Raw genomic sequence first — 25,963 nt, 5'->3', positions numbered from 1 at the left:
AACCCGTGTTAGGGTGCTGTGTTGTTAACTGGTGAGTGCCCCCGTAATTGGGAAAGACCCGATATTTCCTAATATTAGACTCTAACTTCTGCTTACAATTTTGTCCTAGCCCCTTCTAAGGGAACAATCCTGCTCAGGACGTCAGAGTTTCTTTATGAATAAATTTGATACTCCCCTCTGGCCCTTCGCCCTATCATTAGTCTTATTCTAAAAGATAAAGAACTAGTGTGTCAAACTGGTTTAGAACAATGTATTGAAGAAGATCAAAAACCAACGACTAACTTAAGCTAAATTAAGTCATTCCAATCTATGCCAAAAGCCTTGAATTTTTTCAAGGCTTTTTTATTTTTGGATCGAACAACAAACGCAGATGCTATCCCTATTTAAAGATTTAAAGAGAATCAACAACATATCCGTACGGCCTTTAGGATTATCTATAAATTTATTTATATCTCTCATAAAAAATTTAATGACTTATTTTAATTTTTCTTTAATGCTCATTTTATAAACTACATGCACAAAATAATTCAGGTTATGGATTTTATTTGAGCATAAATGGAACATCAAGAAAGGATTACAAATTTTATTCAGAGGTATTTAAGATGCAGAGTATGTTAGAAAGATATGGGTTTTCATTTGCTGGCCGTACTGCTTTAAGTAGTGTGCGACTTACTGGAACCGCTTGGGACTCCCACAATATTGCCGCTTTGGAACAATTTAAGCAAAAATATAATATCAAATTGGTTGAGGCAACCGCTCCAACCATATATAGAGGGATCTCAGTGGAGCATTTTCTTGGTTCTTTTGGTTACCCTGGATTAGGAGCAACCGCAATGCGTCCTAGCTTTGCCCGCCTTATGAAAGCTAAAGGATATACATGTTTGGAAGATTTCAGCCCTGCCGAAAAAAAGGAGATTACCGACACGCATGTTAAGGGATACTCCCTCATTAAGGGAAATACAAAATTAGCCCATTCATTTAGCTATTGTCCTAGCGTAGCTCTTGGTTATGGAGTTGATGCCGCAAAAAAATCAAATTTCCCAGGCATTTCACTAATCGGTGCAGCATGCAATGTCTATAACAAATGGGATGTGGAATATGATGAAGCTTTGGATGGTGTACAATTTGGTACTTCTCTATATTCATATCAATACGAGACGATAGTTCCTCATCTATTTGCTCTGAATCATTGTATTGTTGTCAACCAAAAAGCATCCAATATGATTCATCTTGATGAGTTAAGACAAGCAAAACGTTTTGATGCCCCAGAATCATCGATAGTGGAACTCAGCATTATCCCGGAAGAGATAATGAGAAAATATCAGCGATTAGAAATTGATAAAGTAATTGCTTATGATGACTTTGTTTCCTACGTCTTCGAAAGTAAGGATCCCAAGGATATAAAAGCTTTAAAAGCAGCTGAGTTATATGAACAGTATAGAAGTATCTTGAAAGAACAAGCTGCCTTAGTGAGTTTACCCCTTTGCGAGCGAGATTTATGGATTAATATAGCCAGTGAAGTAGCCCCTAAAACTTATAGTTGTATTACAGCACATGAAGAGGGTTTTACTATTGAATTGCCAGCAAAAAGCGGTGGGGTATTTGTGATAACTATCTCTGATATTGAGGCAGCGATCTGTCTTGCTCCATTATTTGAAAAAGATCCAACATTAACATTAGACAAGATAAAAAATGGTGAAGTTCCTTGTGCTTTAAATTATTTAACTGAGTCAGTAATTAGAAAAAATAAGGAACTAGTGTGTCAAACTGGTTTAGAACAATGCATTGAAGAGGATCAAAAGCCAACTGCTAACTTATGCTAAATAACTTAAGTCATTCCAATCTATGCCAAAAGCCTTGAATCTTTTTCAAGGCTTTTTTATTTTTTGAATCGAACAACAAACGCAGATGCTATCCCTATTCTAAAGAAAATCAACAACATATTCGTACGAGCCTTTAGGATTATCTATAAATTTATTTATACCTCTCATAAAAAATTTAATGTCTTATTTTAATTTTTCTTTAATGCTCATTTTATAAACTACATGCACAAAATAATTCAGGTTATGGATTTTATTTGAGCATAAATGGAGCGTCAAGAAAGGATTGCAAATTTTATTCAGAGGTATTTAAGATGCAGAGTATGTTAGAAAGATATGGGTTTTCATTTGCTGGCCGTACTGCTTTAAGTAGTGTGCGACTTACTGGAGCCGCTTTTGACTCCCACAATATTACCGCTTTACAATTATTCAAACAAAAACATAATATCAAATTGGTTGAGGCAACCGCTCCAACCATATATAGAGGGGTCTCAGTGGAGCATTTTCTTGGTTCTTTTGATCGCCCTGGATTAGGGGTAACCGCAATGCGTCCTAGTCTTGCTCGCCTTATGAAAGCTAAAAGATATACATGTTTGGAAGATTTCAGCCCTGCCGAAAAAAAGGAGATTACCGAAGCGCATGTTAAGGGATACTCCCTCACTAAGGGAAATACAAAAGTAGCCCATTCATTTAGCTATTGTCCTAGCGTAGCTCTTGGTTTTGGAATTGATGCCGCAAAAAAATCAAATTTCCCAGGCATTTCACTAATCGGTGCAGCATGCAAAGTCTATGACAAATGGGATGTGGAATATGATTCACTTACTCTAGATGGAGAAGAGCAAGGTACTTCAATATTTTCGTATCAATGCGAGACGATAGTTCCTCATCTTCGTTTCCCTATAAATCATTTTATTCTTGTCAACCAAAAAGCATCCAATATGATTCATCTCGATGATTTAAGACAAGCAAAACGTTTTGATGTCCCTGAACCATCGATAGTGAGGCTCAGCATTATCCCAGCGGAGATAATGAGAAAATATCAACAATTAGAAATTGATAAAGTAATTGCTTATGATGATTTTGTTACCTATGTGCATGAACACAATAATCCAAAGGATCCCAAGGCGATTGAGTTATATGAACAGTATAAAAGTATCTTGAAAGAGCAAGCTGCCTTAGTGAATTTACCCCTTTGTGAACGAGATTTATGGGTTAACATAGCCAGCGAAGTAGCTCCCAAAACGTATAGTTGTATTACAGCACATGAAGAGGGTTTTACTATTGAATTGCCAGCAAAAAGTGGTGGGGTACTTGCAATAACTATCTCTAATATTCAAGCAGTAATCTGTCTTGCTCCACTATTTGAAAAAGATCCTACATTAACATTAGATAAGATAAAAAATGGTGAAGTTCCTTGTGCATTGAATTATTTAACTGAGTCAGTAATTAGAAAAAATAAAGATTTAATTTGTGAAACTGCTTTAGAACAATGTGTTGAGGAAGAGCGAAGAATAATGAACCTAAGTTAAATAGCTTATCATGTTAAAAGCCTTGGACTTTTTTCAAGGTTTTTTACTAATTATATTTGCCAAAATATAGCCACTATGTGTTAAAGTAACTCCTGAACAGGTCTTAATACAATACAAGGATAGGATTTCATGATCACTAAATTAGAAACAGCCTTATCACTAAGAGCTAAAATGTCGCCAAATCTTACAATGACAAAAGCGATTCCCCAAACGATACAAAGGTTTTTTCCTTTTTCACCGATTCAACATCCTTTCGCTCCAATCATGCAAAACGCCTTACCACAAAAGGAACTGAAGACAATGCATATTGAAGGAGAAGAATTAGAATTAATTCATCAGCTTCGTGAATCAAATAAGTTTTATATCCTTGAAGACCATAATACAGTCCTAAAGCAGTTTTTTTCAGAGAAGCAGAAGGAAAACTCTCCACTTGGTCATTTGTATAAAGAGATGGATTATCCTGGATTTTTACATCGCTTAATTACTAAAAAATTTAAAGCAATCTATTCTGATGGTCGATTAGTAGTTCCTCGTGATCATACTGCTGAATTTGCTAAAGCATATCAACGAAAAAAAGAAAAATACAATTCATCCCGTAAATTGTTAGAGGCAATTGGTACTGCTGAGGATGATGTACTTTATAAAGAGTATTTATCCTTGGAAGAAGCTGCTGTCAGCCCTTTGATTGTACCACGAGCATATTTTTTACCTCTTGCCGATGGCAGACGAACAGAATTCTCACCAATACTTCACGGGCTTAATCTACAAGGAGGAAATCTTTTTGATGAATGGGATAATGCCCACCCCTACCCTGTGTCAATAAGCTATCTTGCAGCACCAGAGTTTCGTAATTGTCTCAGCTTACAATATGATGTATTAGCTTGCGTCCGTTTTGATAATTCGAATAGTGAGGCAATCCATTTTGGGGAGCGCCAAGCTTTAGCAGTGCAACAACCTGGATTTGCCTCTGTTCTTTCTTCTATTTATGGTGAGGACAATGCGCTATCAAATAATCCCCAAGCCAAAACAATAGCCTTTGATAATCCTGTATTTGGCAAAGGTGTTTTTTATCCTAATGCTTATAAAAACCGTTTAAAGCATAATCTCCATCAGTTATTACTTCTTGCTGACCTCAGTTTAAGCAAAGAAGGAACGCTTACGATTAAAGGAATGAGTTTGGGTGCATTCGCAATTCAGGAATTATTATATCCAATGGAATGTATTTTTCATGAAGCACTGGAAGAAACGCTGGCCACACTTGATTTACCACAAATTAAAAAAATTAATCTTATAAATTTTCCTTCTACACTTGATAAGTTCAGTGATCCTGGTGATCGCGAGTACGCTTTATTAATAGGTCATAGAACTAAAACTGAAACGATCCAGGTGAATGGAAGAACCATTGAGATTAATACCTGTCTTGGTGCCCCCTTAGCAGTACAACCCGAAGAACATGTTGCCACACACATTTGTGGTGATTCATTGTCTTTTCCAGGAAATGAGGCCCATGTGGGGATCCCTCCTAAAGTCAGCAGTGATGATTCAGTCATGCATTATGCAGGAGCCTGTTTCTCGATGACGAAAGATATCGAATCATCTATGGAGGATGTCCAGAAAAAAATCCGTGTGGTGAGCGGCAACAGAGCTACTTTATTCAACAAGTATAAATCCAGGCTAGGAATTGAAACCCTAGAACCACAAAGCTCATTAACACTTTCAAAAGAGTAAGTATCTTATCGAATAACCCTCTTCCAGAATTAAGTCTTATAGCGAATAGGAGAGGGGCATTTTTAGTTAGCATCAAGCCTGTTATTTGGGGTGAACACCAATAAAATTGGACTAGCCATTTCTTTTCTTTATCCCAGCAACAACGACCTCTTCCTCTTCGTCAGGATTGTTATCATGAGCTTTTGCAATTTTCTTCGCCAGCTTATGGTAAAACATTTTACAAGGTATTTCATCGACACCCCCCTGCTTGTTGACATCAAACCGAACACAATGAGTGTCATCAACTTTTTCGACATAAATTTGGTGCCTATCCATTTCTCCATCTTCCCGAACAACAGGATAAGTAACCAGCATTTGATCATAATCTTTTAACAAAGTTTCTACTTTTTCCTCACTTTCACTTTCACTTGCTTTCACTGCTTTTTTATCATAGGGGATATTATGATCTACAAATACCGCATGCATACCGTCTTTTCCTTTATGGATGAGATCAATTTGGTGTTGTTTTTCTTTTAGTGCTTCTTCATAAATATGTTTGGAGTCACCCTCCCTATAACCACGATCTCGATAACCTAATTGTTCCTCGAAATATAAATTGACCATTGGAGAACAAATACCCTCCTCATCCGGAGACGCACCAACTTTATCAAAGATTTCATCTTGAGTTGTAAACGGTTTTTCAGAGCGAATTCCACTGGATAGGGACGTCACTATTTTTTTCGATGAGTCAGCTGTATCTAATTCAGAAGTATTTTCTGTTTGGCGAGAATGTTCGGGATCCGAACGGCTTGAAACAGCATTTTTCAAAACAGTAAACTGAGTTGCAGCAAAGTTGGCAATGAATGTAACGAATTTAGCGCCTGCCCAAGAATCTACTCGTTCATTATCCCTATTACTGGAATTTGATAAGTTCTCTTTTTCATCATGATTCGTCTCATAAAAGCCCGGTGAATCCTCATACTCCTGAAACTCTTTATCTATTTGGTTGTAATCCGTATCACAATAATCTTCCCAGGAAATACCGGGCTGACTATCAGATTCTAAAGGCAAGACGACCTTACCCATTGAAAGAGAGCCTTGAATATCATCAATAATATTGGGATCTCCAAATGCGTCATCCATCGTCAATCTCTCCTGAAAACTCATGCACTAAAAATCATAATACTAACACAATGTAAAATTTATTATCAATAAAGACCGTTTTTCAACTCGTGAAGGTCATGAAAATGCAAACAAGGAAAATTGAACATAACCAATTCCCCTGCATTAAAGGGTGTTAAGAAACTTAAAGAAGTATTTAAATAAACTTTCTTTAGTACATTATTATCGTTTCGTTGATGAAAACTTAGCCACACATTCACTATTTTCTTCACTGGTAGTTTTTATCTTAAATTTCTGTTCAACTGCCTTTTTAGAATTTTCAATCATTAAATTGTATAAAAAGTTGTTAGATGACTGAGGCATGACAAAGCCCGGTTGCGAAGTGACGCCTCCTGTAAATGTTTCAAAATCAAGAGTGCTCATTTCAGCAACTCCTTTGGCTGTATGAATTAAGCTGCCTGCTTTATCATATTCATCCTCACCTTGCGCAAATTCGTAAGCAATTTCAAATTCAGTTTTTGCATGGGTAACAGCCTCGCTGGGTGGGGGTAGATCAGTTGCATACTCTTTTCTTGTCTGTTGTTTTGCTTCTGCGTGTTTCTTTAATGCTTTGCGCGCCCCAGGTAATAATGGTTTCTGCTTTTTATCAAGAAATACATTCACACTAACCATTTCTTGATTTTCTGTATTTCCTGTCTTTTTATCGAGTTTCTCTCGCTCTTTGCAATAAAATGTATGCTTTTCACATTCTTCACGAGTCGTCATTACAGCCCCAAGAACCGTATCAACTGCTGCTGTTAAAATTTTATTTGTTGATCCCACGTTTTTTTGATGCTCCAGACAGTCCACTTCATCAAAATTCTCATCTGCTACCTGTTTTAAACTCACCTCATCTGATTCAGTACTAGAAACTGTATTTTTTCCACTAAATGGGCTTGTAATCATATCTGCCAGAAAAGTGATAGGGTTTAGTAAAAATTTTGTTCCTCCCCAGAAATCGCTACTCTTTTCAGAACTTTTGTTCGGATTTGATGAAGTTCTTTCTACACTTTCATCAGGTGACTCCTGGTTTTCTTCTGTTTCATTATATTCTGTATCATCAGAGCTCACAGAAGATACTTCGAAACTTTCTTGACTCGTTGAGGGAGTAATGGTGGTGGTAATAGAGGGTTCGCTTATTTCGACCTGTGTTTGACTGGAGCCACTTAAAGATTGATCACTAACACTATTACTAGAATCCTTTTTATCCTCTATGGCATCATCTAGTTCAAACCCCATATCCGGCATATATTTCGACTGCATACATCTACCCTCTAAAAATAATTATATTTATATTTGGAGGCATTATTCTAATCGACCAACATTAAGGCATTATTAATTGGTTTTAATCATTTTAATTATTTTTAAATCATTTTGCTGATATATATGCGATGCTTTGATTTCTAGTTCAATTAATTAGGTATTTAGCAAAGATAGAAACACGCACGGTGATTTAATTACCGGGCACATGGAAAAGAATTAAGGATACTCTGAATCTATGGTGCAACGGTTTTTGTATTATCGTTGTCATGCTTAATTAAGATAAAATCTGACAAGCCTTTAATTAATTTATTGCATTGATCCGCCAAAATCTCATAAAGAGTAAATGCCAATCGAGCTACCCCAATTGGCAAAGTAAGAATTTTTGCACAAAAAAGAAATGCTTCCGCGAAGATATTTTTTATAATGTTTGGTTCAAAATCAGCATCAGCAGAAATTTTTTCCAATCCCAGTCCGTAAAAGAAGTTCCCATACCTTCCGTTTGTAATTTTCTTAATAATTCCAGGAAATTCTTTATCATTAAACTCATAAATACCATCATTACAATCGAAATAGTGATAAAGCCCCTCATCAATTTTTTTTATCGAAAGAGCATGGCCAGCAATAAACCCAAAATATTTTAAGATTACCGCATCACCATTATTTACCAACATTTTTTGTATATCTTTTGCTATTTTATCTTCGTTCCAATCCATATAAACATCAGCAATCCATTCACTTTTTTGGGAAGGTATAAATTGACTCCATTGAGCACATTCAATCGCGTCAGTTAATGGAATCTCTTGTTTCGTCACTTCAGCATTCTTAGGGAGCGTTAATTTTCCTTTAGCCCAAAAGAAGCTGTATCCATAACAAGACCCCAGTGTAGTTTTTGAAGACTGTTTTAAATTGCAAATTTTTCTCATAACAAACTCTTTTTTGCCTTCATATAAATCAATGTGGGCGATTATACCACAATAAGTCTGATAAATGACAAAATATTATTCCATCAAGTATTGTTATGGAGGATTAAGCTGAGCTTATTTGAATATTATTCTATTTATTTCTATATTTTAAGAACTACAGCATAGATAAAGAACGCTATGAATAATCAGAATGAATTGACTCGTGACCAACAACGATTACTTCAAATTTGGGAAAATCATACTCGATATGAATTTGAAGCGAAAAATGTTAACCAAACTATGAAAACAATGATTGAGAATCCCTATGTAAATCATGTGCCTACAATGATGGGAGGATTTGGAAAAAAAGAAGTAGAACAATTTTACAGCAAATCATTTATCCCGAAAATGCCTCAAGATACTGAAACAGTACTTGTATCAAGGACTATAGGAACGAATCAGATTGTTGATGAGCTCATTTTTAAATTTACTCATTCAATTCGCATGGATTGGATGTTAAAAGGCATTGAGCCAACAGGAAAACGAGTTGAAATTCCTCTAGTAGCAGTAGTCGCCTTTCAAGATGGAAAAATTGCTAGTGAACATATTTATTGGGACCAAGCCTCTGTCTTAGTGCAATTAGGATTGATTCACTCTGATAATCTGCCTGTATATGGAATTGAGACAGCGCATAAAGTTATGGAGCTTAAGAATCGAACCAATTGCTGAATGATACTATATACTAAAGAAGTTTATTTCTTTATTAATTTCATAGGATTCTAATATGTTTTACGTTCATTGCTTTTGGCTCTAGGTAAAACATGATAAAGCTTCCTTAATTCGGTAAGCGGGATTTCAGCAACATCCCAAATATTCCATCCCTTAGAATACAAATTAATTTGCATTTGTGAGCCTCGATACCAAGCATCCCAAAACTCATAAGGATCGATCATCACCTGAGCGGAGCCTGCAAGCTCATTGATCTTAATGCCTAAATAAAAAGAATAAATAACGGGAATAACGTGACCGTCAATTGAATTTTTTTGCAGCATTGTTGAAGTAAATACAGAAACCAAAAGTTCGCCATAGGGACTTGTATCGTATTCACTTAAGACATGAAGGGAGTCATGAGGCATAATAAATTGATAATTGGCACCCTCTTCTTCTCCAGGAAATTTGTAATTATTTTTTTTAAATTGCATCCAAATATGGTAACCAAAACTCTCTTTAGGCAAATGGTGAAGACTTTCATAACGTTGCGCGAGTTGCAGATTTTTTTTGTCGCCACGGTAAGGAAAAAGCCAATTATCAATATCTTTTTCATCTTCAAGATCTGGAAAAATATCAAAGCTTTCAAGATTTTTGCGCATAATATCTTTAATCAACCACTGAAAATCTCCTTCCAAAGTTTTCTTTAACTGGCTCAGATAATGCGGGTTAATATGAGCTGCCTTAGCATACTCAAAAACAGTTTTAATTTTCTCACTGTCAATTGTTCTATCCATCAATGCGGTGACTACTAGAAAACGTAATAGATATTCTGCCTTTATTGCATTAGGAAAAACCTGGGTAAAACTTGAAAGCGGAGATTCAAGGAGTTGTGTAAATTGCAGTTCATCTTTGTGTCCAAAAACATGGGCATATACTGCCTTGAGAGAAGATTGTTGTAAGGGTGTTAATGACTGTTTTCCCTGAGCTGTAGCAACATCTTTCATAGCAGATAAAAGATACAAAATTTCTTTAATTTGTAATTTCACAGTCATTCCTCAGCATTTTTTCTTCAAGACTCAGTTTTAGGACGCTCTATATAATAGTGTATCATATCTGTGATCATATAATAATCAATATGGTTATTAAGAGGTAGCATTATATTGATCATTCAGTCTTTAATTTTCTGTAGAGAACTTATTTTCAATAATACATGATGTAAACCTTAGTTATTTCCATTCGTAGTATACTTAATAATAGAAGAGTAAGTAGTTCATTTTTGTCGACAATTTTGTCAGGCAAAATGAGACTGGAATAGAAAATCATGTCCGAACAAATTGTTCTTATATTTTCTTTAATTTTGCTCACAGGCTTTGTATGCCAATGGGTTGCCTCGCACCTCAAATTGCCTGCAATAATTTTTTTACTTCTTAGTGGGATTTTTTTGGGTCCAATAATGCATTGGCTCAGACCCGATGAGCAATTAAGTGGAATACTTTCTCCGTTTGTCTCTTTTTCAGTCGCAGTCATTCTGTTTGAAGGCAGTATGACTTTAAAGTTTTCTAAAATCAGAGGGGTTGGCTCTGTAATCCGCAATTTAATTAGTGTGGGAGCACTTATTACATTTTTATGCGTGGCTGTTACAACTCATCTTTTAATTAGATTTTCATGGGAAATCTCTTTCCTTTTTGCGTCGCTCATGGTAGTGACTGGCCCCACAGTGATTACGCCCATGCTACGAATTTTGCGACCGAATGCAAATATTGCTAATGTTTTACGATGGGAAGGAATTTTAATTGATCCTATTGGCGCTATTCTAGCGGTTTTAGTTTTTGAATTTATTATTTCAAATACATTATCCGATGGCTTTATTTCTGGAGCTTTTATTTTTGGAAAGATAATTTTATGTGGGATCTCTTTAGGTGTTATGGGGGCCCTATCTATCGGAGTAGCATTTAAAAAATACTGGATTCCTCAATACTTGCAAAACTTCGCCGTATTAAGCGCTATCAGTATTATTTTTGCAATCGCTAATTATCTTACTTCCGAATCCGGTTTACTTGCTGTAACCGTGATGGGGCTTACATTAGCCAATATTAAAGGCATTGAATTAGACGATATCTTGAATTTCAAGGAAAGCTTGAGTTTAGTCCTTTTATCTCTCTTATTCATCATATTAGCTGCGCGGGTTGATTTATCCTCATTTATTACTTTAGGGTACCCTGCCCTTTTATTGTTTTTAGTAATACAATTTATAATTCGACCTCTAAATGTTTATTTATCTTCTTTAGGCTCTACATTAACTATGTCGGAACGGCATATGATTGCTTGGATTGCCCCTCGAGGTATTATTGCTGCGGCTATATCTGCTTTATTTGCCATGCGATTAGGCAGCTTAGGTTTTTCTGAAGCATCAATGCTGGTTCCTTTAACATTTTTTATGATCATTGGCACCATTACATTACAGAGTCTTACAGCGAAAAAAATCGCTCTAAAATTGAAGGTCGCTGAACCTGAGCCTCAAGGCTTTCTGATCATTGGCGCGAATAAAGTCGCTCGAGCAATCGCAAAACAGCTCCAGGAAAACAATTTTTACGTATGTCTTGTTGATGAAGATTGGTCTGCTCTTAGCAACGCCAAAATGAAAGGATTGGCAACGATTTGGGGAAACCCAATTTCTCAACATGTTGAAAACAACCTTAATTTACTCAAAATCAAACACCTATTAATTCTTACGCCCTATTTGCAGTTAAATATTCTTGCAGCCAAACATTACCGCTATCTTTTTCCAGAACGAGAAATTTTTGCCATTCAAACAGTACTTCCTCAAGAAGGACAAAGGGAAGAAAAATTTAGTTTTAAACATAGTGGTAGAAACATTTTCAAACAAGATGTTACTTATCAATGCATAGAAAATTTATTAAATCTAGGCTGCAAAATAAAAACTACTTTAATAACAGAACAGTTTTCATATGAGCAGTATCTCAATATACGCAGCTCTCCTTTATTTGCAATTGATCCCAAGGGTTGTATCTATGTTTTTACAAATAAATCCACTTTTACCCCTGCTAACGGATGGAAAATCATAGGAATATCTTAATTTGTTTTTAAAAAACACCTTTTCCTCTATAATCTGTTTCAAAATGCACAATAATGAGTTCCCTAAGATATTAGAGGTGAAAAAAATATGGACATTGGCAATCTGTATGCATTAGACAAAAAAGTAGCTGTAGTTACAGGAGCTGCTGGTGGTTTAGCGCGAGTTATTATTGATATTTTATCTCAAGCAGGTGCTAAGATAGTCATGATCGATACGAATAAGCCAGCAATTGATTTGCTGGCAAAAGATATGGAGCGCCAGGGAAAATCATGCTTAGCCTTGGCTTGCGACGTAACCAATAAATCGCAAATTTTAAAAGCCATCGCTGAAATTGAAACAATTTATGGGACTATAGATATATTAGTAAACTGCGCAGGTATATTAGGTGCTGATAAACCTTTATTCGAAATTGAAGAAGCTGATTGGGATAAAGTACTCAATACAAATCTGAAAGGAACATGGCTAATGTCAACAGAGGTTGCCAGACATATGGTGAAAACTAAAATTAAGGGCAACATTGTGAATATTTCTTCGGCATGCGGGGATCATGCTCAGCTTAATCGTGTCCATTATGGCACTTCAAAAGCTGGTGTTGAACATTTAACTCGTAACATGGCGGCCGAATTATTGGAGTATCAGATTCGCGTAAATTGCCTTGCACCAGGCTGGATGTCAACTGAAATGGTAAGACAAATTCTAGAAGGACCTAAAGGTGAAAAGTGGCGCAAAGCAATTCCAGTAAAACGGGCAGCGGATCCTCAAGAATTAGCTGGGGCTGTATTACTGCTGGCATCAAATGCATCAAGTTATATGACGGGTTCAACACTAAGAGTTGATGGCGGTTATGCTTGTCATGAAATTGTTTTACCTAAGGAGTAACCATGAAGCACAATCTTATTATCATTCCTGGATGGGGTGGAACAGAACTATTATGGAAACATCAAAGCGAGCACCTTGCTGATATCGCTGATATTACTGTCAAATATTTTCCTGATGCTGAAACCATAGAAAAAATGACAGAACAACTCCTTAAAGATGCACCAGAAAAATTTATTATCTGTGGGCATTCTTTGGGAGGCTGGGTAGCACAACTCGCAGCGATAAAAGCACCTCATAGAGTCTCTCATTTGATTATTATGGGAAGTTGGACAGGTGATTTAAATCAAGAGAAGCGCCAATATTTTGAACAGTGGCAGCATGAAATTGAAAATGACCGTCTTGAACATTTACTCAGTGAAGTCAATGCAACCAGTGTTCTTCCCTCTCGCAGCAAGGACAGATCCTTAATGAGCACTCTTGTTGAAGGACAAGCAAAGTTTCCCCGGCAAGGATTTCTGAATCAAACTAAAGCAATGCTAAACAGTCAACCGACGACGTTGCAACTTCATAAAATAGAATGCCCGACATTAATTATTTATGGCCGACAAGATAGTGCTTTTACGTTGGAAACACAACAATCCCTGAAATCTGGCATTCCTTCAGCAAAATTAGCAATTATTGAGGATTGTGGACATATGTGTCATGTTGAGCAACCGCAAGCAGTAACTGCATTATTGAAATTTTGGCTTGAAGACCACCTTAAATAATAACGGGTCAATTACCCTATTCCCATTCAAGCACAGCTTGAACCTTGGCCTGAAGGAGATCCACTTTTTGGAACAATCATGTTCAGTTCCCCAAACCAAGGCCCCCACTATGTTCCCTAATTAAGTTGAGGCTTTTGAGTCACCCAGCCCCCTTGGAAATGAAAAATTTTACAATTATTTTAAAAGAGCTCTCGCAACAAATAGGCAAAATGGTGTAAAATTAACCATATTTTGCTATATAGGGTACTTTCTTTGAAATCGACTGATATTGAAAAAAGCATACACGCATTAGAAGTACGTATGTCTCTGGTTGAAAAGATTAATGGCATCGCGTCACCGACCGCACAAAAACAATCTAAATCAATTAAAAACAAAAAAACTACGGACAAATCAATACCAAAACCTATGTCAGGTAATTGGTTAGGTTTTGTTGCCTCAGTTTGTTTTATTCTGGCTGCGTGCTTCATTGTTAAATTATCAATTGAGTCTGGATGGTTAACTCATGAAAAGCAACTTGGAGTAGCGACATTATTTGGAATGGCTTTATTTACTGCAGGAATTGCAATTTCCAACTCAGATAGAATATATGCCTGCTTTTTACCAGCTGCTGGAGCAATAGTACTTTATTTTACCTGTTACGCCGCATATCAATATTATTTACTGATTTCATTTCAAACAGTCATTGCCATATCGACCATTATTTCAGGAGTTTCCATTTGGTTTTATTTACGGTTTAAACATGATATTTACGCGATTGTTGCTGCATTAGGTGCCTATTTCGCCCCTATTGTTGCAGGTGTTGAAAATAATGCTATTTTTTCTTTGTATTATTTCACTATTTGTTCTTTGAATTTTGCAACACTTGCTATTTGGGTGGAGTCGCGGACCTTAACGATGATTTCAGCTTACTTGGCAATATCAATAACCGCAATAGTGGGACTAAAACTGAATCAAGATGTGTTAATCGCTACGGTACTTGCTATTAATTTTCTTATCTTCTCAATTGGCACTCTATTTTTTACACAATTGACCAAAAAACAGCTCACTGAGAAAGAATCATGGAGTCTTTTCCCAGTATTATTAATTTTCTATGCAATGGAGTATTATTATCTCAGTCGTATTGATCATACCCTGGCTTCATGCGTTTCCTTAGCATCAGCAGCCCTTTTAGTCGGACTCTATTACTCGGCTAAAAGATGGTTTCCTGATCGTCGTTTTAATAGCCGTAATGTACTGCTCACCTTTGTAACACTTGTTTGTTTCCATTCTATTTATCTTGGTCTTTTGCCGTTAAATCTAAGACCATGGCTTTTTGCAGTGATTGTTTTTGCTTACACCATATTCCATGAAAAAATTAAATTAATTCAATGGAGTATCCCATTCTTAATCCCATTTGTGGCGCTCTCTGCTATTTTAGGTATTGAATACCTAAGCATATTAGGCCACTTAGTAAATGGCAGTGGATTGTCTTGGCCCGTAGTAGCTGGGGCTTCTTTTGCCAGCATTTGGTATTTATTAATACAAAATCGCCAGGAATTAACTTATAGAGAGGAGTATTATTATGCTTTACTGGCAGCTGCACATCTTCTTGCGATCATGAGTCTCTATCAACTGACTGCTGAATACAGCACCCTGGCTGTATCTGCTTCCTGGCTTACGTATGTTCTTATCATCCTGCGGGTTTCAACACTGCGCAATGATGTACTTATTGCAAAATCAGTGCTCATTGTTTTGTTTTTTGCTGCAGGAAAAGCGTTACTTTATGATGCATCATCAAGTCCAACAATTATTCGAACGTTATCGCTTATCCTTACTGGGGTTGTTTTATATGCTTCAGGACTTGTTATTAGAAAAAAGACAAATTGGAGAAGTACGCTAATTGAGAGTAATTCTAAAAGTATCGAAATAGATTAATAAATTGATTATAACCTTTCAATTCAAAACAAATGCAGTTAATCATCATGGATGAGCAAACAGTCCCTATTCTGATATCAAACATGTTGCTTTTTATAGGTAACTGTCTGTAATATAAAAAATCATGATTGTCATTTTTTGTCATTTCTTCATTTTAATTTTTAGTGTCAATTAAAAATAGAGAATAAATACATGCGTATCGATTTTAGCTTATTAAGACTTTTGCATCTTATTGATTATCAAAAGCCAAAAGGCGAACAGTGCCCTCTTGAATTGTTTCGACGAAGAATTAACCCAATCGAGCTTTCAACATGCATGCGTCACCTCTATCTGTTCTCTGCTGGTCAGGTAGAAATGCATAATGATCAATATGATGAGATCCTTTTAAATTTGAAAAAACCTCGCATACATCAGAAATTACCTCAATTAGAGAATATTGAAGGAAGTAAGGTATATCGTTTTCTTTTATTTTGGGTTATTGGAGGATTAAACAAGAAAAAACCTTTTAATGACGAACGTATTTTAGGTGATCTGAGAAGAATTTGCAGAAATTATGAACATTCAACATCACCTGCTAAAAAAGAAGCCTGGCAACAAAATCAAGCGGTTATGCAAGCATTACTCACTGATGCAAAGCATTTATTAAAATTAACAAAAAATATTGAATTACCTTTAAAAAAAAAGAAAAAGCTTCTAAAAACAGCTTGTGATCATTGTACCTGGGTCAGAGAGCAAGGCTTTTTTGAGATAACCCCATACATCGATTACTCTTCTTTTCTTGATAAAAAAGAAATGGCAGTTCACCTCCACGGAGTACTCGAAATAGTACGTAAAAAGCTCAATACTGAACTGGGTAAAATTGCTGCAAATAGAGTCCCTATTTCCTTTTTATTTTCAAAATCTGCCAATCATTTGCAAAATAAGTTGTGGCAGATTGATAAATTACAAACGCTTTTAATGGATGAAGAGCCTTTCTTAGGACATACCACTGAAGGAATGAAGATGCATCTAGGAAGCTAAGAACAACAATTTTTATTGTATAACAACACTGTGTTGGGATAGTTTTTTTTCATTCAACTTAAGTCGACTTAAAGTAATTAAACTGAAAAAACCAATCAAGCACAGTAAACGCATAAAAGAACTTACCTCTTTAATACCAATGACGCTTGTAATAAAACTAAATAAAGCGGAGCAGTTGAATTGGCAAAATAGGGTTAAAGCTAATGCCAATGCCATTTGTTTCGGGAAAGGACGTACAACTGCAGAAGTTGCACTCGCCACAATAAACCCTGTACCGAAATAATAGACCACCATCGGGATAATAAAAATAAGGTAAATCGTGTTAGAAAGCAGACTAAACAGCCACATTAAAACTGCGGAAAAAGCAAAGAAATAAACGCCAAACGCGGTGAGTTGTCTACTTGAGTAATACTTAACCAAGACACCGCAGCATGCTGTTCCTAATAAATGCATAATTGCCATAACTGTTTTAGCAAGACCATACTGGGTAGAAGTCCATTGAGCACCTTTAATCAAAATAAATGATGCAGAAGTATTAAAAGCAGATTCACCAGCCATCATTAATGCTGAAATCAATAAATAACCAACAAAAATAGGATGTCGAAAAACTGTAGTTATTATTTCTCTAAAACTCAAACTCAACGAATGATTAGTTTTTGTTTCCTGTATCCCGATGCTCAAAGGAAATAGAAGCAGCGCATAGAATGCAATAATTATAGAGGCAATCTGCCAATTCCAATGACTATTAATTAAGCCGCCCAAAAAAGGTAAAAAGCATATAAAAAGACCTCCAAGAGTAAAAAACCAAGCAAAGTACTGGGTTGCATGTTGTTCATCATGAATATCGTTAATCATTGCCCTCCCCATAAGCAAGGTTGCTCCTACGGCCATTCCCTGAAAAAAACGACACAATAATAAAGCTTCAATAGAAGGGCTCAATGCAGCTAGAAAATTAGAGAGTAAATACAATAATAAACCCCAAATAAATATAGGTTTTCTGCCATAACGTTCAGAAAGAACTCCCCACAAGATCATACTTAATGCCTTTCCCAGTAAAAAAAGGCTAATGGTTAATTGAGCTATGTTCGGTTTCACTGAAAAAGAATGAGCTAATTTAGGCAAGGCCGGAGTAATAAAATGAATATCTAAATTCCCAAAAAACCAGGTAAATAATATGAGTAGAAGTGCCCTATTGGTCATGATGTTCTATCAGAATACGTGTTGGAAATCTGAGGCACTGGATCTGGATTGATAAAAAATCCATGAAACCCCGCCACAAAAAGAGCAAATAAACCATAGAAGCTTGCGAGAATCACAAACAATGCTGAATAAGACAGCCAATTCATTAGCATGCCTCCGAGTAATAGGCCAATGAGATTTCCCAATTTGGCAAAAGAATTTGCTAACCCAAGTGCATAACCAGGTAAAGAATAACGATCACTTAAAAGAGCACACAATGCAGGTAATAAAGCAGCTAAAACTACTCCCCATAGGATACGGAAACAGGCAAAAAGAAAGAGATTGCTTGTACTTGCTTGGCATAGCATAAGAATTAAACCGAGTATACTGTAACGTACTAAATAACCATGTACTAAAGAAATGTCAGAGCGGCATTGATCAAACTGACGTCCACACCATTCAGAACTCGCTAACATGCCCGCCGCAGGAAGAGAATAAAGCAGACCGATAAGAACTAAATTATGAGAGAAAGAATCGTTGATAAACAAAGACAATCCCGGATCAGGCAAAAATTTAATGACTTGAGTCAAAGTAATCAAAAAGCATAGAAAGTAAATTGGCTTCGAATCAACACGCAATCTATTGCGCTTTTGATCCAGATTTTTATTCGCTTTTTTTTGTACAGCCGGCAGATAATAGTACATAATAAGCGTTATAGCTAGGCAAATAACCGTAGCTATGCCATATAATCCTTGGTAATTGGTAGCGGCTAAAATTATTCCCCCTATGAAACCAGCTAGAGTTGTAGCAATTGCCTTTGCCGATTGTAAACGCGCTAATTGTCTACTTTTATGATGCCACTCACAAAGGCTTAAAGAATAAGTTTGCATGGATACAATAAAGCCAGCAAAAGCTCCCTGAAAAACACGAATGGTTAAAATCCAAAAGAGAGAAGGTGCAAACATCATAGCCAGTTGGGTAAATACCAATGCCCAGGATGCCCGCATTAACATAGATTTATAACCATAACGATCAGCCGCAATCCCCCAAATTGGAGCCATGATGATGTTGGCAAGCATAGGCAATATGAAACCAAGCATGCTGTAAAATACCGCATCCTGTAATGATCCTTCATTTTGAGAAGCAATGAGCAAAGACAAGAAAGGATTTGTCATTTCTAAAGCCAAGATCATAAAAAATTGACTTGTTAAGATGAGCGGCTGAAGTGATTTAGGCATAATTTCTGCTCAGTGGATTTCGAATCATGGAAAATAAATCTTGGTTTTGATTTTCATGAAGTCGCATAGCCAGCAAACATTTTTGTTGCCAAGGTTCAACAAGCAATTTCTTTCGATGCCAATGATAAATTTGCGGTTCAGTTTTAGTTCTAAGCTCCTCTAAAATGTGATCGAGAATTTGCCTTACCTTTTGCCAAAGAATAGGTTTAGATAGCTTATAATCGACACTCAAACAATCAATCCCATAAGCCAAATTACTCAGCAAATTACCATGTATAAATTTATCGCTCAGTTCACTTAGCCCAGTACAGGTTATGGTCGAATCTGGATGTAGTGTGGGTTTAATTACTTTCTCATAAAGCGAATGGCTGCAAATTTTAATACCTCCGAGATCTCGTATTACAAGGCCCGAAGGACGATTTGCTTGAAAAATAATTAACGTATTTTGTTGGTGTGCTTCCAATGCAATCCCATAACATAATAATAGATGCAACTGACTTGTTAAAACGCAGCGGCAATACTCAGTAAAGTAACGTACCGGATTGCTTTGGCTTAGTTCAATGAGTTCGCTCAATAAAGATCGTTGACTGATTGGTGACTGTTTAAAGAGAGACGCCACAGGAACAAGTTTTTGATTTAATCTTATCCATTGCAAAGGGTTTTCACGAACTATGAGTGCCAAATGTTTCTTTTCATTATCAGGAATGGACGGATGTAACGTATTGATACCTGCTAAATCACGCGCCAAAAATAATTGCCCTCTATAATAATGATTTTGCGCAAGTAATTCATTGAGCCATTGTGACAAGATAGAAGAGTTACTTACTGATGCGGGAGAAACCGTACGTAAAGACGAGGTGGTATGTACGCCTACAGCCAATTTAAGATGCGGGCCATGTTTTGCAAGTGGCATCATTGTACGAAATGACATCGAGGGTTTTGTTTGTTGAAATACTGGATTGACGATAAATTGCTGTCCATCAAATAATGGTTTTGTGAGTGTTTGTAATTTATTAGCCCACTGCCAAGGATGAATAGGTAGCGGATAATAATCTTCTGGTTTTAACTTTTTAAATCGTAGCGATTCACTCCACAAAGTGTACTCTTTGGGAAAGTGATTACTAAATAACCAATGATAAACAGATTTTGACGTTGAGGTAAATGCTAGAGAATGATGAATTGCAGCCCAGCAAATAGTGACTTCTGAATTGAATTCAGGAGAATATTGCACAACCTCTCTACGGTTAAAGCCTATTTTGGCACGAAAATTAGGATGAGATGGATGCCCCATGCAACCCCATTGTTCTAAGAAATTAAGTACTTGCTGCTGATCAAATTGCTCGATTAGCCAAGACCATAAATTCGAGTAACCTTTTGCCTGTTGTCTAATTTTTTTATGCCATTGATATTGATATGCAAGAGCTAGAGCCTGATTCGCAATGCTTTCATTTAATTCTTCATTTAACGAGTGCCAATTTTTAAAGCGAATTTTTCGATTTTTTGAATAAATCTTCAAGAGCTCAAGATAAGTAGCAATGGATTGGCTCGTTACTTTTTTATCAATTAACCCTTCTGAAAAAGCTGCCCTTTTTAACCGATTAAAACACTGCTGATAAGAGGTAAAAAGAAAACGCTCCATTTGTTTGGATGAAACAGGAAAATCAGTATCCAATAATAATGAACGTAATTGAACGTTTAACTCATTAACGTGAGAACTCGATAAAATCATACACACCACCCTCTTTATTGTCTTATAGCTTAAGTTGTTATTCATAGAGACAATGTTCTGATTGTCTACACCCAAATCATGCAGTCCAATAAAAATGAGAATCATTATCATTTGCAATATAAACGATAATAATTCTCATTTGCAATAATTAACAAAAAATTTTTATTAAAAAATGCTTCTCTGTAGGAATTTAAAAATTCAATATGAGCTGCAAAGCAAACGTATTTACTTTCGCAGAAGACCCCAAAATAGCCTTGTCTAAGCCCGAAGCCTCATCCTTGGAACTGTACTCATAATCTTTGAAGTATTGAAATTGCGCAGTAAGATAGCGTTTGGGATATGCAGCAAGACCTATACCAAGTCGCTGCTTGGGTATTCTTAATGCTAAAGCTTCGGAAGAATGTTCGTAGAATCCAATCAGTTTCATGGGAGTTTTTTTTATTATTAATTCATAACTGCTTTGAAGGCTAAAAGCTTGGGGTTTAGCCCCCTTTTGATTATAGCTCAGTTCCGAAGGTTGGAATGAATGAACTGCGGTAACATACGTTAAATTGGCGCCCACTTTTTTATAGTTTAAATTTGCATAAGCAGCAAAACCGGGGACTTTGCTGTGGATAGTTCTCTCCAAAAAACCACCAAACCCTTTATTGTATTGAAAAAGCTGGCTATCAGCTAAAGAGTATAAGTAGCTGCCGCCAATATCATAATTTTTTTTATGAGCACCAACATTTAAATTATAATAAGGGAGAGAAGAGGAACTGATGCGTGAATAAGGAGAAAATAAAGACACATTCATATAACAATCCGTATCGTATCCTATTACTGCAGTTAATTCATTAGTTTGACCTAAAGCCTTGGTCAAAGGTTTGTAAATAAGATCACTTTTATAATTGCCAAAAGCCACCCACTTTCTCCCACCCTCAAGATACCAATGTGAATTGGGATTTTTAATCTCATGATAAAGTTGGTCAAAATAAAATTGCGGGTTTATAGGAGTAGGCAATGTATTGTAAATTAGCAATCCCTTTGTTTTATTCCAATCGTTAATCTGCAATTCAGAACCTAATTTCACATTGGATAATTGCTGATTAAGCAAATACCTTTCTCCTTGTACTGCTGAATTGGTCGCATTAAAAAATATATGCCCCTCATAGGAGAATCGTTTCGGACGCCATTCCAGTACGGCAGGTTCTGCAAAAATATTAAGTGGCATCAGAAAAATTGCAGTAAGAGTTGCAATTATTTTAATCATAGTTAATAAAGATTATTAAAAACGATATATATCCTAATTGATAATGATTATCATTATCAATTAGGACGGATAAAAATAAATCTATTCTTGCTTGCTCTTGCAGTAAAAAAATATACAAATGGAGATTCGGAATATCCTCCAGAAATATGTGAATCAAATGGCTCAACCGGAAAAACAATTAAAAGCACAGTATTTCTAGTTTCCCTAAAGATTTAGCAAAGATTTTTTTTGCTACAAAAGAATGCCATAATAGCTCCGCTCAGTTTTATAAAGCAATTTTGAGGTTCTAACTTCATGTTGTAAGAAAAATATGGAACTGATAAACCCAAACAAATTTTAATAAAACAGGATGTTTATAATGAAAAAATTCTTTTGTTCTATTGGCTTAAGTTTCAGTCTTTTTTCCAGTGTGTTTGCAAGCAGTACACTTGATTTATTAAACTCAGAGATTGCAAATATTCTCGCTCCATTTCAAGATCAAGCCACTGTTGCACATCTAAAATTTGATGCAGTAGAAATCAATAACGAACGTGCGGCCAAAGTCGCTTTTAATGGGCTTTATCGCAAAATCGGCTCAAAAAATAGTTTCGAAATAAAAGTCGACAATCTCAGTTATGATTATGGTGATGGTACATCTCCGACTACTGTCCTAAAAGGCTCTCTTGGCCTGGATCTTACAAAGTTTTTGACTCGTGAAGAAAGCAATGAAATGATTCCCAGTGCCATTGAGCTTTTAGAAGCAACTGTGAAAAGCTATACTGAAGAATATGGTGATGCAATTTTTATCAAAGGAGTCGTTACTTCAACCACCAAAGATATTGATGGCAATTACACTGGTTTAACCGCCTTGATCACAACAAAAATTGATCTCAATAAACTTCCTGAAGATCTATCACGTGAAGAGGTTATGGCTACTGATGCTTTTTTCTCAATTACGTTAAATCTAAAAACGGGAATTGCTATAGATGCCTTTATGATCAGCAATCCAGAGTATTGGGGATTCCAGGAAAACCAACTGGGTTTGAAAGAACTGCTTGAACATCTTCTTGCCCGTGATAAAGAAGCAATACAAATTATTGTAAATGTATTTGCGAATATGGATTATATGGCTTCGAATATAGTAGAAGTAGATAATTCATCCTCTTGGAATCTCTTCTTAAAGAATAATCCTCTAAAAAAACTATTGTTCATTTCATTAAAATAGTACAGTAACCTAAGAACCTTACGTACTGCACGTAAAGTGTGGTACGTAAGGTTCTATACTATTTGTTGTTGAATTCCGCTAATAATTGCAAGGTCTTTTCTTTAGATATCTGTCCAACAGAGCTTAAATGAGTAAGCTGCTTTCCTTGTTGATCATAAAATAGCATCGTAGGGATACCATAGATATGGAACGCTTGACGAATCTTGGCTACTGCATCTGTTTTTTCGCTGATATCAACCCGAAGATTTACTGAGCCCTGCATGGCATCAATGACTGCAGCTTGGTTAAAGACATGCTTATCCATAGCCTGACAATCACTACACCATCCAGCAAAAAATTCGATAAAAACACGTTGATTGCTTGCCCTTGCTTCTGCTAATTTGGCATTAACTTCTTCAAGAGAATGTACCATTAGGAATGGAGCATGTTTCACTGAGTGAAGCACAGGTGCAGGTGAAAATGCGTGATAGGCTAAAGCCCCTGCCCCCATTATGGAAAAAAGAGCCACACCTTGAAGCAATCGTCCACCTAGGCGATGCTCCTGACGAAATGCACCAAAAACCCATGCAGCGATAAGCAAGACTGCAACCCACAGCAAATCAATCCAAAATGGTGGCGCAACACGGCTTAATAACCAAGCAGCCATAGCAAACATCATGATGGCAAAGATTTGTTTAATACGAATCATCCAAGCTCCAGAACTTGGTAAAAAACGACCGTATCCTGCTCCTACAATCAATAAAGGCAACCCCATTCCTAAAGCTAAAACAAAAAGCAATAGGCCACCTTGAGCAACATGTTTGCTCTGAGCAATATACGTTAGGATGCCAATCAAAGGTGCTGTGACACAGGGAGACACGACTAAGGTAGATAAAGCTCCCATCAAAGTTGCAGATACAATACCATGTTGACGTGATTTTGGAGCAAATCGTGTCAAAATTGGCAATTGTAATTCAAAAACCCCCAGTAACCATAAGGCCATGATGGTAAATAAGATACTGAAACCACCAATAATCATCGGCTGTTGCATTAAAGTTTGTACTGTTGAACCAAACCATGCTGCCAACATTCCTGCTACAGCATATGTGACTGCCATACCCATTACATAGCCTAAAGATAATTTAAAGGCATGACGCCCTGTATTAGCTCCTTGCCCTGTAATAATACTGGATAAGATCGGGACCATAGGTAAAACACAAGGGGTAAACGCCAATAAAACCCCAAGGCCAAAGAAGCCAGCCAAATAAAAAATTGGACTATGATTTTGAATAAACATCATTGCATCAGCCGGATTAGCACTGCTAAAACCTGAGGCAAAAACAGAAAATGAGATAAATGCCATCAACAATGACAAAATTAGTTTTTTCATTTTGATTCCTCTTAATAATTATTCGAATTTAAATAAAAAAGAAATCAAATAGGAGGACGATAAATTTCATCTAGGGGAGAAGTATATTTTGAGAAAAGAAGTAAGAAACCGAGTAAACCAATAAAACTTCGTACTATCCATTGTGATTCGAGGTTAAATTCATCTTGAAGCCAATATGAAGCTGAAAAGCAGCTGCTGTTCATAGTTTGCTGCACAGAACAAGGAGTTAGCGCAAAAGAAAGAGCAGCAGGTCCAGTCGTACTTTGTTTGGGGCACGTTGGCACCTTGAGTGGCGCAAGAAAGAGGGCACTCATAAGTAACAACAGAATTAGCGAACGATATTTGCTCATTTAATCAACTTAACATAAAAAGTACAAAGAAATCAATGCAGCTATATATTATCTCTGCCATCCCTGCGAAAGCAGGGATGAATTTACAATATACATCCTAAGCTCTAATAGGATATTTTATTTTTCCAACCTAACAAAAATGCTCTACATCATATGGCAAGATAACGGAAAATTAACTTAATTGAGTATAGTAATACTCAGCGCCTCAATTTGATTTCTGAATTATTTTGATGGATGGCTCCCTGCCTACGCAGGGATGACTGTAGACAACAGAATACGTATTTTCCTATTTAAATTTTATGAGGCTCTCGCGGACTTTATAGACGGTATTCAAGAAATGAGGGGTTTCTTTTTTAAAGCAAGAACTCTAGTACCGCACATAAAAGCACAGTACATAGGATAAAAAAATTTGTGAGAATATAGCGTGAATACTTAACTAGAACAAACCGCTTGCAATTCATCTGATCCTAAATTAATAAGATTAATTTGGGTGCCTGATTCTGCACTCACAGATACACTGCTGTTATTTTTAACGTTGATTAGAGTTCCTTGGCCAGTAGATAGTTTTTTTCCATTTACCGTACCACTGTTCTTGATCACATTAATTTTAATTTTGCTCTTATTTTGATTTGTACTTTGAACAACACACGTAGCATTTAACGTCCATAGCGAATTATTTGCGAGCATCTTCGACTCATTGGGATTAAGTTTAATTGTTTTCGCATTTGCGTGGGAACAGAATAATCCAATGATCATAAAAAGAGACAAAGTTAAAATTTTATTCACGTGTGCATCCTTAATGACATTAATAAAAAAAGAGAAAATATTGAACTTATGGATCATATTTTATACTTTCAATATTAAGGTTTTATTAAGGCATAGTATCTGGTCTCTTAACTTCAAGCCTCTAATAGTTGCCATTTTAAAGAATG

21 protein-coding genes are annotated in these 25,963 nt (G+C 36.2%); 10 read left to right on the top strand and 11 right to left on the bottom strand.

Annotated elements, in window-relative coordinates; genetic code table 11:
- Positions 1 to 602: 602 nt before the first annotated feature.
- From A8O27_RS15130 to A8O27_RS15120, 3 genes are all read left to right on the top strand, one after another.
- The gene (locus A8O27_RS15130; protein WP_058458521.1) at positions 603 to 1,823 is read left to right on the top strand and encodes a hypothetical protein; all 1,221 of its coding nucleotides are present in this window, start codon (positions 603 to 605) and stop codon (positions 1,821 to 1,823) included.
- 311 nt (positions 1,824 to 2,134) lie between these two features.
- A complete protein-coding gene (locus A8O27_RS15125) occupies positions 2,135 to 3,349 on the top strand; it encodes a hypothetical protein (protein WP_058458522.1) in 1,215 nt (404 codons plus the stop codon).
- Positions 3,350 to 3,478: 129 nt separating this feature from the next.
- On the top strand, positions 3,479 to 5,077 hold the full coding sequence (locus A8O27_RS15120) for a hypothetical protein (RefSeq protein ID WP_058458523.1): 1,599 nt from the start codon (positions 3,479 to 3,481) through the stop codon (positions 5,075 to 5,077).
- Between the two features lie 111 nt (positions 5,078 to 5,188).
- Here A8O27_RS15120 and A8O27_RS15115 read toward each other — a convergent pair whose 3' ends face one another.
- The 3 genes from A8O27_RS15115 to A8O27_RS15105 all read right to left on the bottom strand — a co-directional run bounded on the left by A8O27_RS15115 (position 5,189) and on the right by A8O27_RS15105 (position 8,403).
- A complete protein-coding gene (locus tag A8O27_RS15115) occupies positions 5,189 to 6,199 on the bottom strand; it encodes a hypothetical protein (RefSeq protein WP_058458524.1) in 1,011 nt (336 codons plus the stop codon).
- Between the two features lie 201 nt (positions 6,200 to 6,400).
- Positions 6,401 to 7,480 (bottom strand): hypothetical protein, encoded by a 1,080-nt coding sequence (locus tag A8O27_RS15110; RefSeq protein ID WP_058458525.1) that lies wholly within the window; start codon positions 7,478 to 7,480, stop codon positions 6,401 to 6,403.
- 233 nt (positions 7,481 to 7,713) lie between these two features.
- Positions 7,714 to 8,403, bottom strand: a complete 690-nt coding sequence (locus A8O27_RS15105) for a hypothetical protein (protein WP_058458526.1) — start codon at positions 8,401 to 8,403, stop codon at positions 7,714 to 7,716.
- Between the two features lie 177 nt (positions 8,404 to 8,580).
- Between A8O27_RS15105 and A8O27_RS15100 the strand changes: the two genes are divergently transcribed.
- Complete coding sequence (locus tag A8O27_RS15100; protein WP_058458527.1) at positions 8,581 to 9,111, top strand: ester cyclase; 531 nt, start codon at positions 8,581 to 8,583, stop codon at positions 9,109 to 9,111.
- A 50-nt stretch (positions 9,112 to 9,161) separates the two neighbouring features.
- On the opposite strand, the gene A8O27_RS15095 is transcribed toward A8O27_RS15100, so the two are convergent.
- Positions 9,162 to 10,139, bottom strand: a complete 978-nt coding sequence (locus tag A8O27_RS15095; RefSeq protein WP_058458528.1) for a hypothetical protein — start codon at positions 10,137 to 10,139, stop codon at positions 9,162 to 9,164.
- Positions 10,140 to 10,414: 275 nt separating this feature from the next.
- Here A8O27_RS15095 and A8O27_RS15090 point away from each other — a divergent pair, with 275 nt between their 5' ends.
- The 5 genes from A8O27_RS15090 to A8O27_RS15070 all read left to right on the top strand — a co-directional run bounded on the left by A8O27_RS15090 (position 10,415) and on the right by A8O27_RS15070 (position 16,710).
- Complete coding sequence (locus tag A8O27_RS15090; RefSeq protein ID WP_058458529.1) at positions 10,415 to 12,190, top strand: cation:proton antiporter; 1,776 nt, start codon at positions 10,415 to 10,417, stop codon at positions 12,188 to 12,190.
- 87 nt (positions 12,191 to 12,277) lie between these two features.
- Positions 12,278 to 13,069, top strand: a complete 792-nt coding sequence (locus A8O27_RS15085) for an SDR family NAD(P)-dependent oxidoreductase (protein WP_058458530.1) — start codon at positions 12,278 to 12,280, stop codon at positions 13,067 to 13,069.
- A 2-nt stretch (positions 13,070 to 13,071) separates the two neighbouring features.
- Entirely contained in the window at positions 13,072 to 13,776 is a 705-nt protein-coding gene (locus A8O27_RS15080) for an alpha/beta fold hydrolase (protein WP_058458531.1), read from the top strand.
- A gap of 252 nt (positions 13,777 to 14,028) precedes the next feature.
- Positions 14,029 to 15,690: a DUF2339 domain-containing protein gene (locus A8O27_RS15075; RefSeq protein WP_058458532.1), complete on the top strand. Its 1,662-nt coding sequence runs from the start codon at positions 14,029 to 14,031 to the stop codon at positions 15,688 to 15,690.
- A 192-nt stretch (positions 15,691 to 15,882) separates the two neighbouring features.
- On the top strand, positions 15,883 to 16,710 hold the full coding sequence (locus tag A8O27_RS15070) for a hypothetical protein (protein ID WP_058458533.1): 828 nt from the start codon (positions 15,883 to 15,885) through the stop codon (positions 16,708 to 16,710).
- Between the two features lie 12 nt (positions 16,711 to 16,722).
- Here A8O27_RS15070 and A8O27_RS15065 read toward each other — a convergent pair whose 3' ends face one another.
- The 4 genes from A8O27_RS15065 to A8O27_RS15050 all read right to left on the bottom strand — a co-directional run bounded on the left by A8O27_RS15065 (position 16,723) and on the right by A8O27_RS15050 (position 22,108).
- Complete coding sequence (locus A8O27_RS15065; protein WP_058458534.1) at positions 16,723 to 17,910, bottom strand: MFS transporter; 1,188 nt, start codon at positions 17,908 to 17,910, stop codon at positions 16,723 to 16,725.
- The gene (locus tag A8O27_RS15060; RefSeq protein WP_058458535.1) at positions 17,907 to 19,127 is read right to left on the bottom strand and encodes an MFS transporter; all 1,221 of its coding nucleotides are present in this window, start codon (positions 19,125 to 19,127) and stop codon (positions 17,907 to 17,909) included. Before A8O27_RS15060 ends, A8O27_RS15065 begins: the two co-directional genes overlap by 4 nt.
- Positions 19,120 to 20,856, bottom strand: coding sequence for an IucA/IucC family protein (locus A8O27_RS15055; protein WP_058458536.1), 1,737 nt, complete (start codon positions 20,854 to 20,856; stop codon positions 19,120 to 19,122). Before A8O27_RS15055 ends, A8O27_RS15060 begins: the two co-directional genes overlap by 8 nt.
- A 190-nt stretch (positions 20,857 to 21,046) precedes the next feature.
- Positions 21,047 to 22,108 carry an LbtU family siderophore porin gene (locus tag A8O27_RS15050; RefSeq protein ID WP_058458537.1) on the bottom strand — a complete coding sequence of 354 codons (1,062 nt, stop codon included), beginning with the start codon at positions 22,106 to 22,108 and terminating at the stop codon, positions 21,047 to 21,049.
- 358 nt (positions 22,109 to 22,466) lie between these two features.
- On the opposite strand from A8O27_RS15050, the gene A8O27_RS15045 reads away from it, so the two are divergent.
- Entirely contained in the window at positions 22,467 to 23,312 is an 846-nt protein-coding gene (locus A8O27_RS15045) for a hypothetical protein (protein ID WP_058458538.1), read from the top strand.
- 58 nt (positions 23,313 to 23,370) lie between these two features.
- On the opposite strand, the gene dsbD is transcribed toward A8O27_RS15045, so the two are convergent.
- The 3 genes from dsbD to A8O27_RS15030 form a co-directional block, all read right to left on the bottom strand.
- A complete protein-coding gene (gene dsbD / locus A8O27_RS15040) occupies positions 23,371 to 24,681 on the bottom strand; it encodes a protein-disulfide reductase DsbD (protein WP_058458539.1) in 1,311 nt (436 codons plus the stop codon).
- A gap of 44 nt (positions 24,682 to 24,725) precedes the next feature.
- Positions 24,726 to 25,031 carry a hypothetical protein gene (locus A8O27_RS15035; protein ID WP_058458540.1) on the bottom strand — a complete coding sequence of 102 codons (306 nt, stop codon included), beginning with the start codon at positions 25,029 to 25,031 and terminating at the stop codon, positions 24,726 to 24,728.
- 432 nt (positions 25,032 to 25,463) lie between these two features.
- Positions 25,464 to 25,817 (bottom strand): hypothetical protein, encoded by a 354-nt coding sequence (locus A8O27_RS15030; RefSeq protein WP_058458541.1) that lies wholly within the window; start codon positions 25,815 to 25,817, stop codon positions 25,464 to 25,466.
- Between the last annotated feature and the right edge of the window lie 146 nt (positions 25,818 to 25,963).

It is taken from the genome of Legionella bozemanae, assembly GCF_001648595.1.
Classification (GTDB): domain Bacteria; phylum Pseudomonadota; class Gammaproteobacteria; order Legionellales; family Legionellaceae; genus Legionella; species Legionella bozemanae.
Note: the sequence above shows the minus strand (reverse complement) of the source record. Positions and strands in the feature narration are given on the sequence as shown.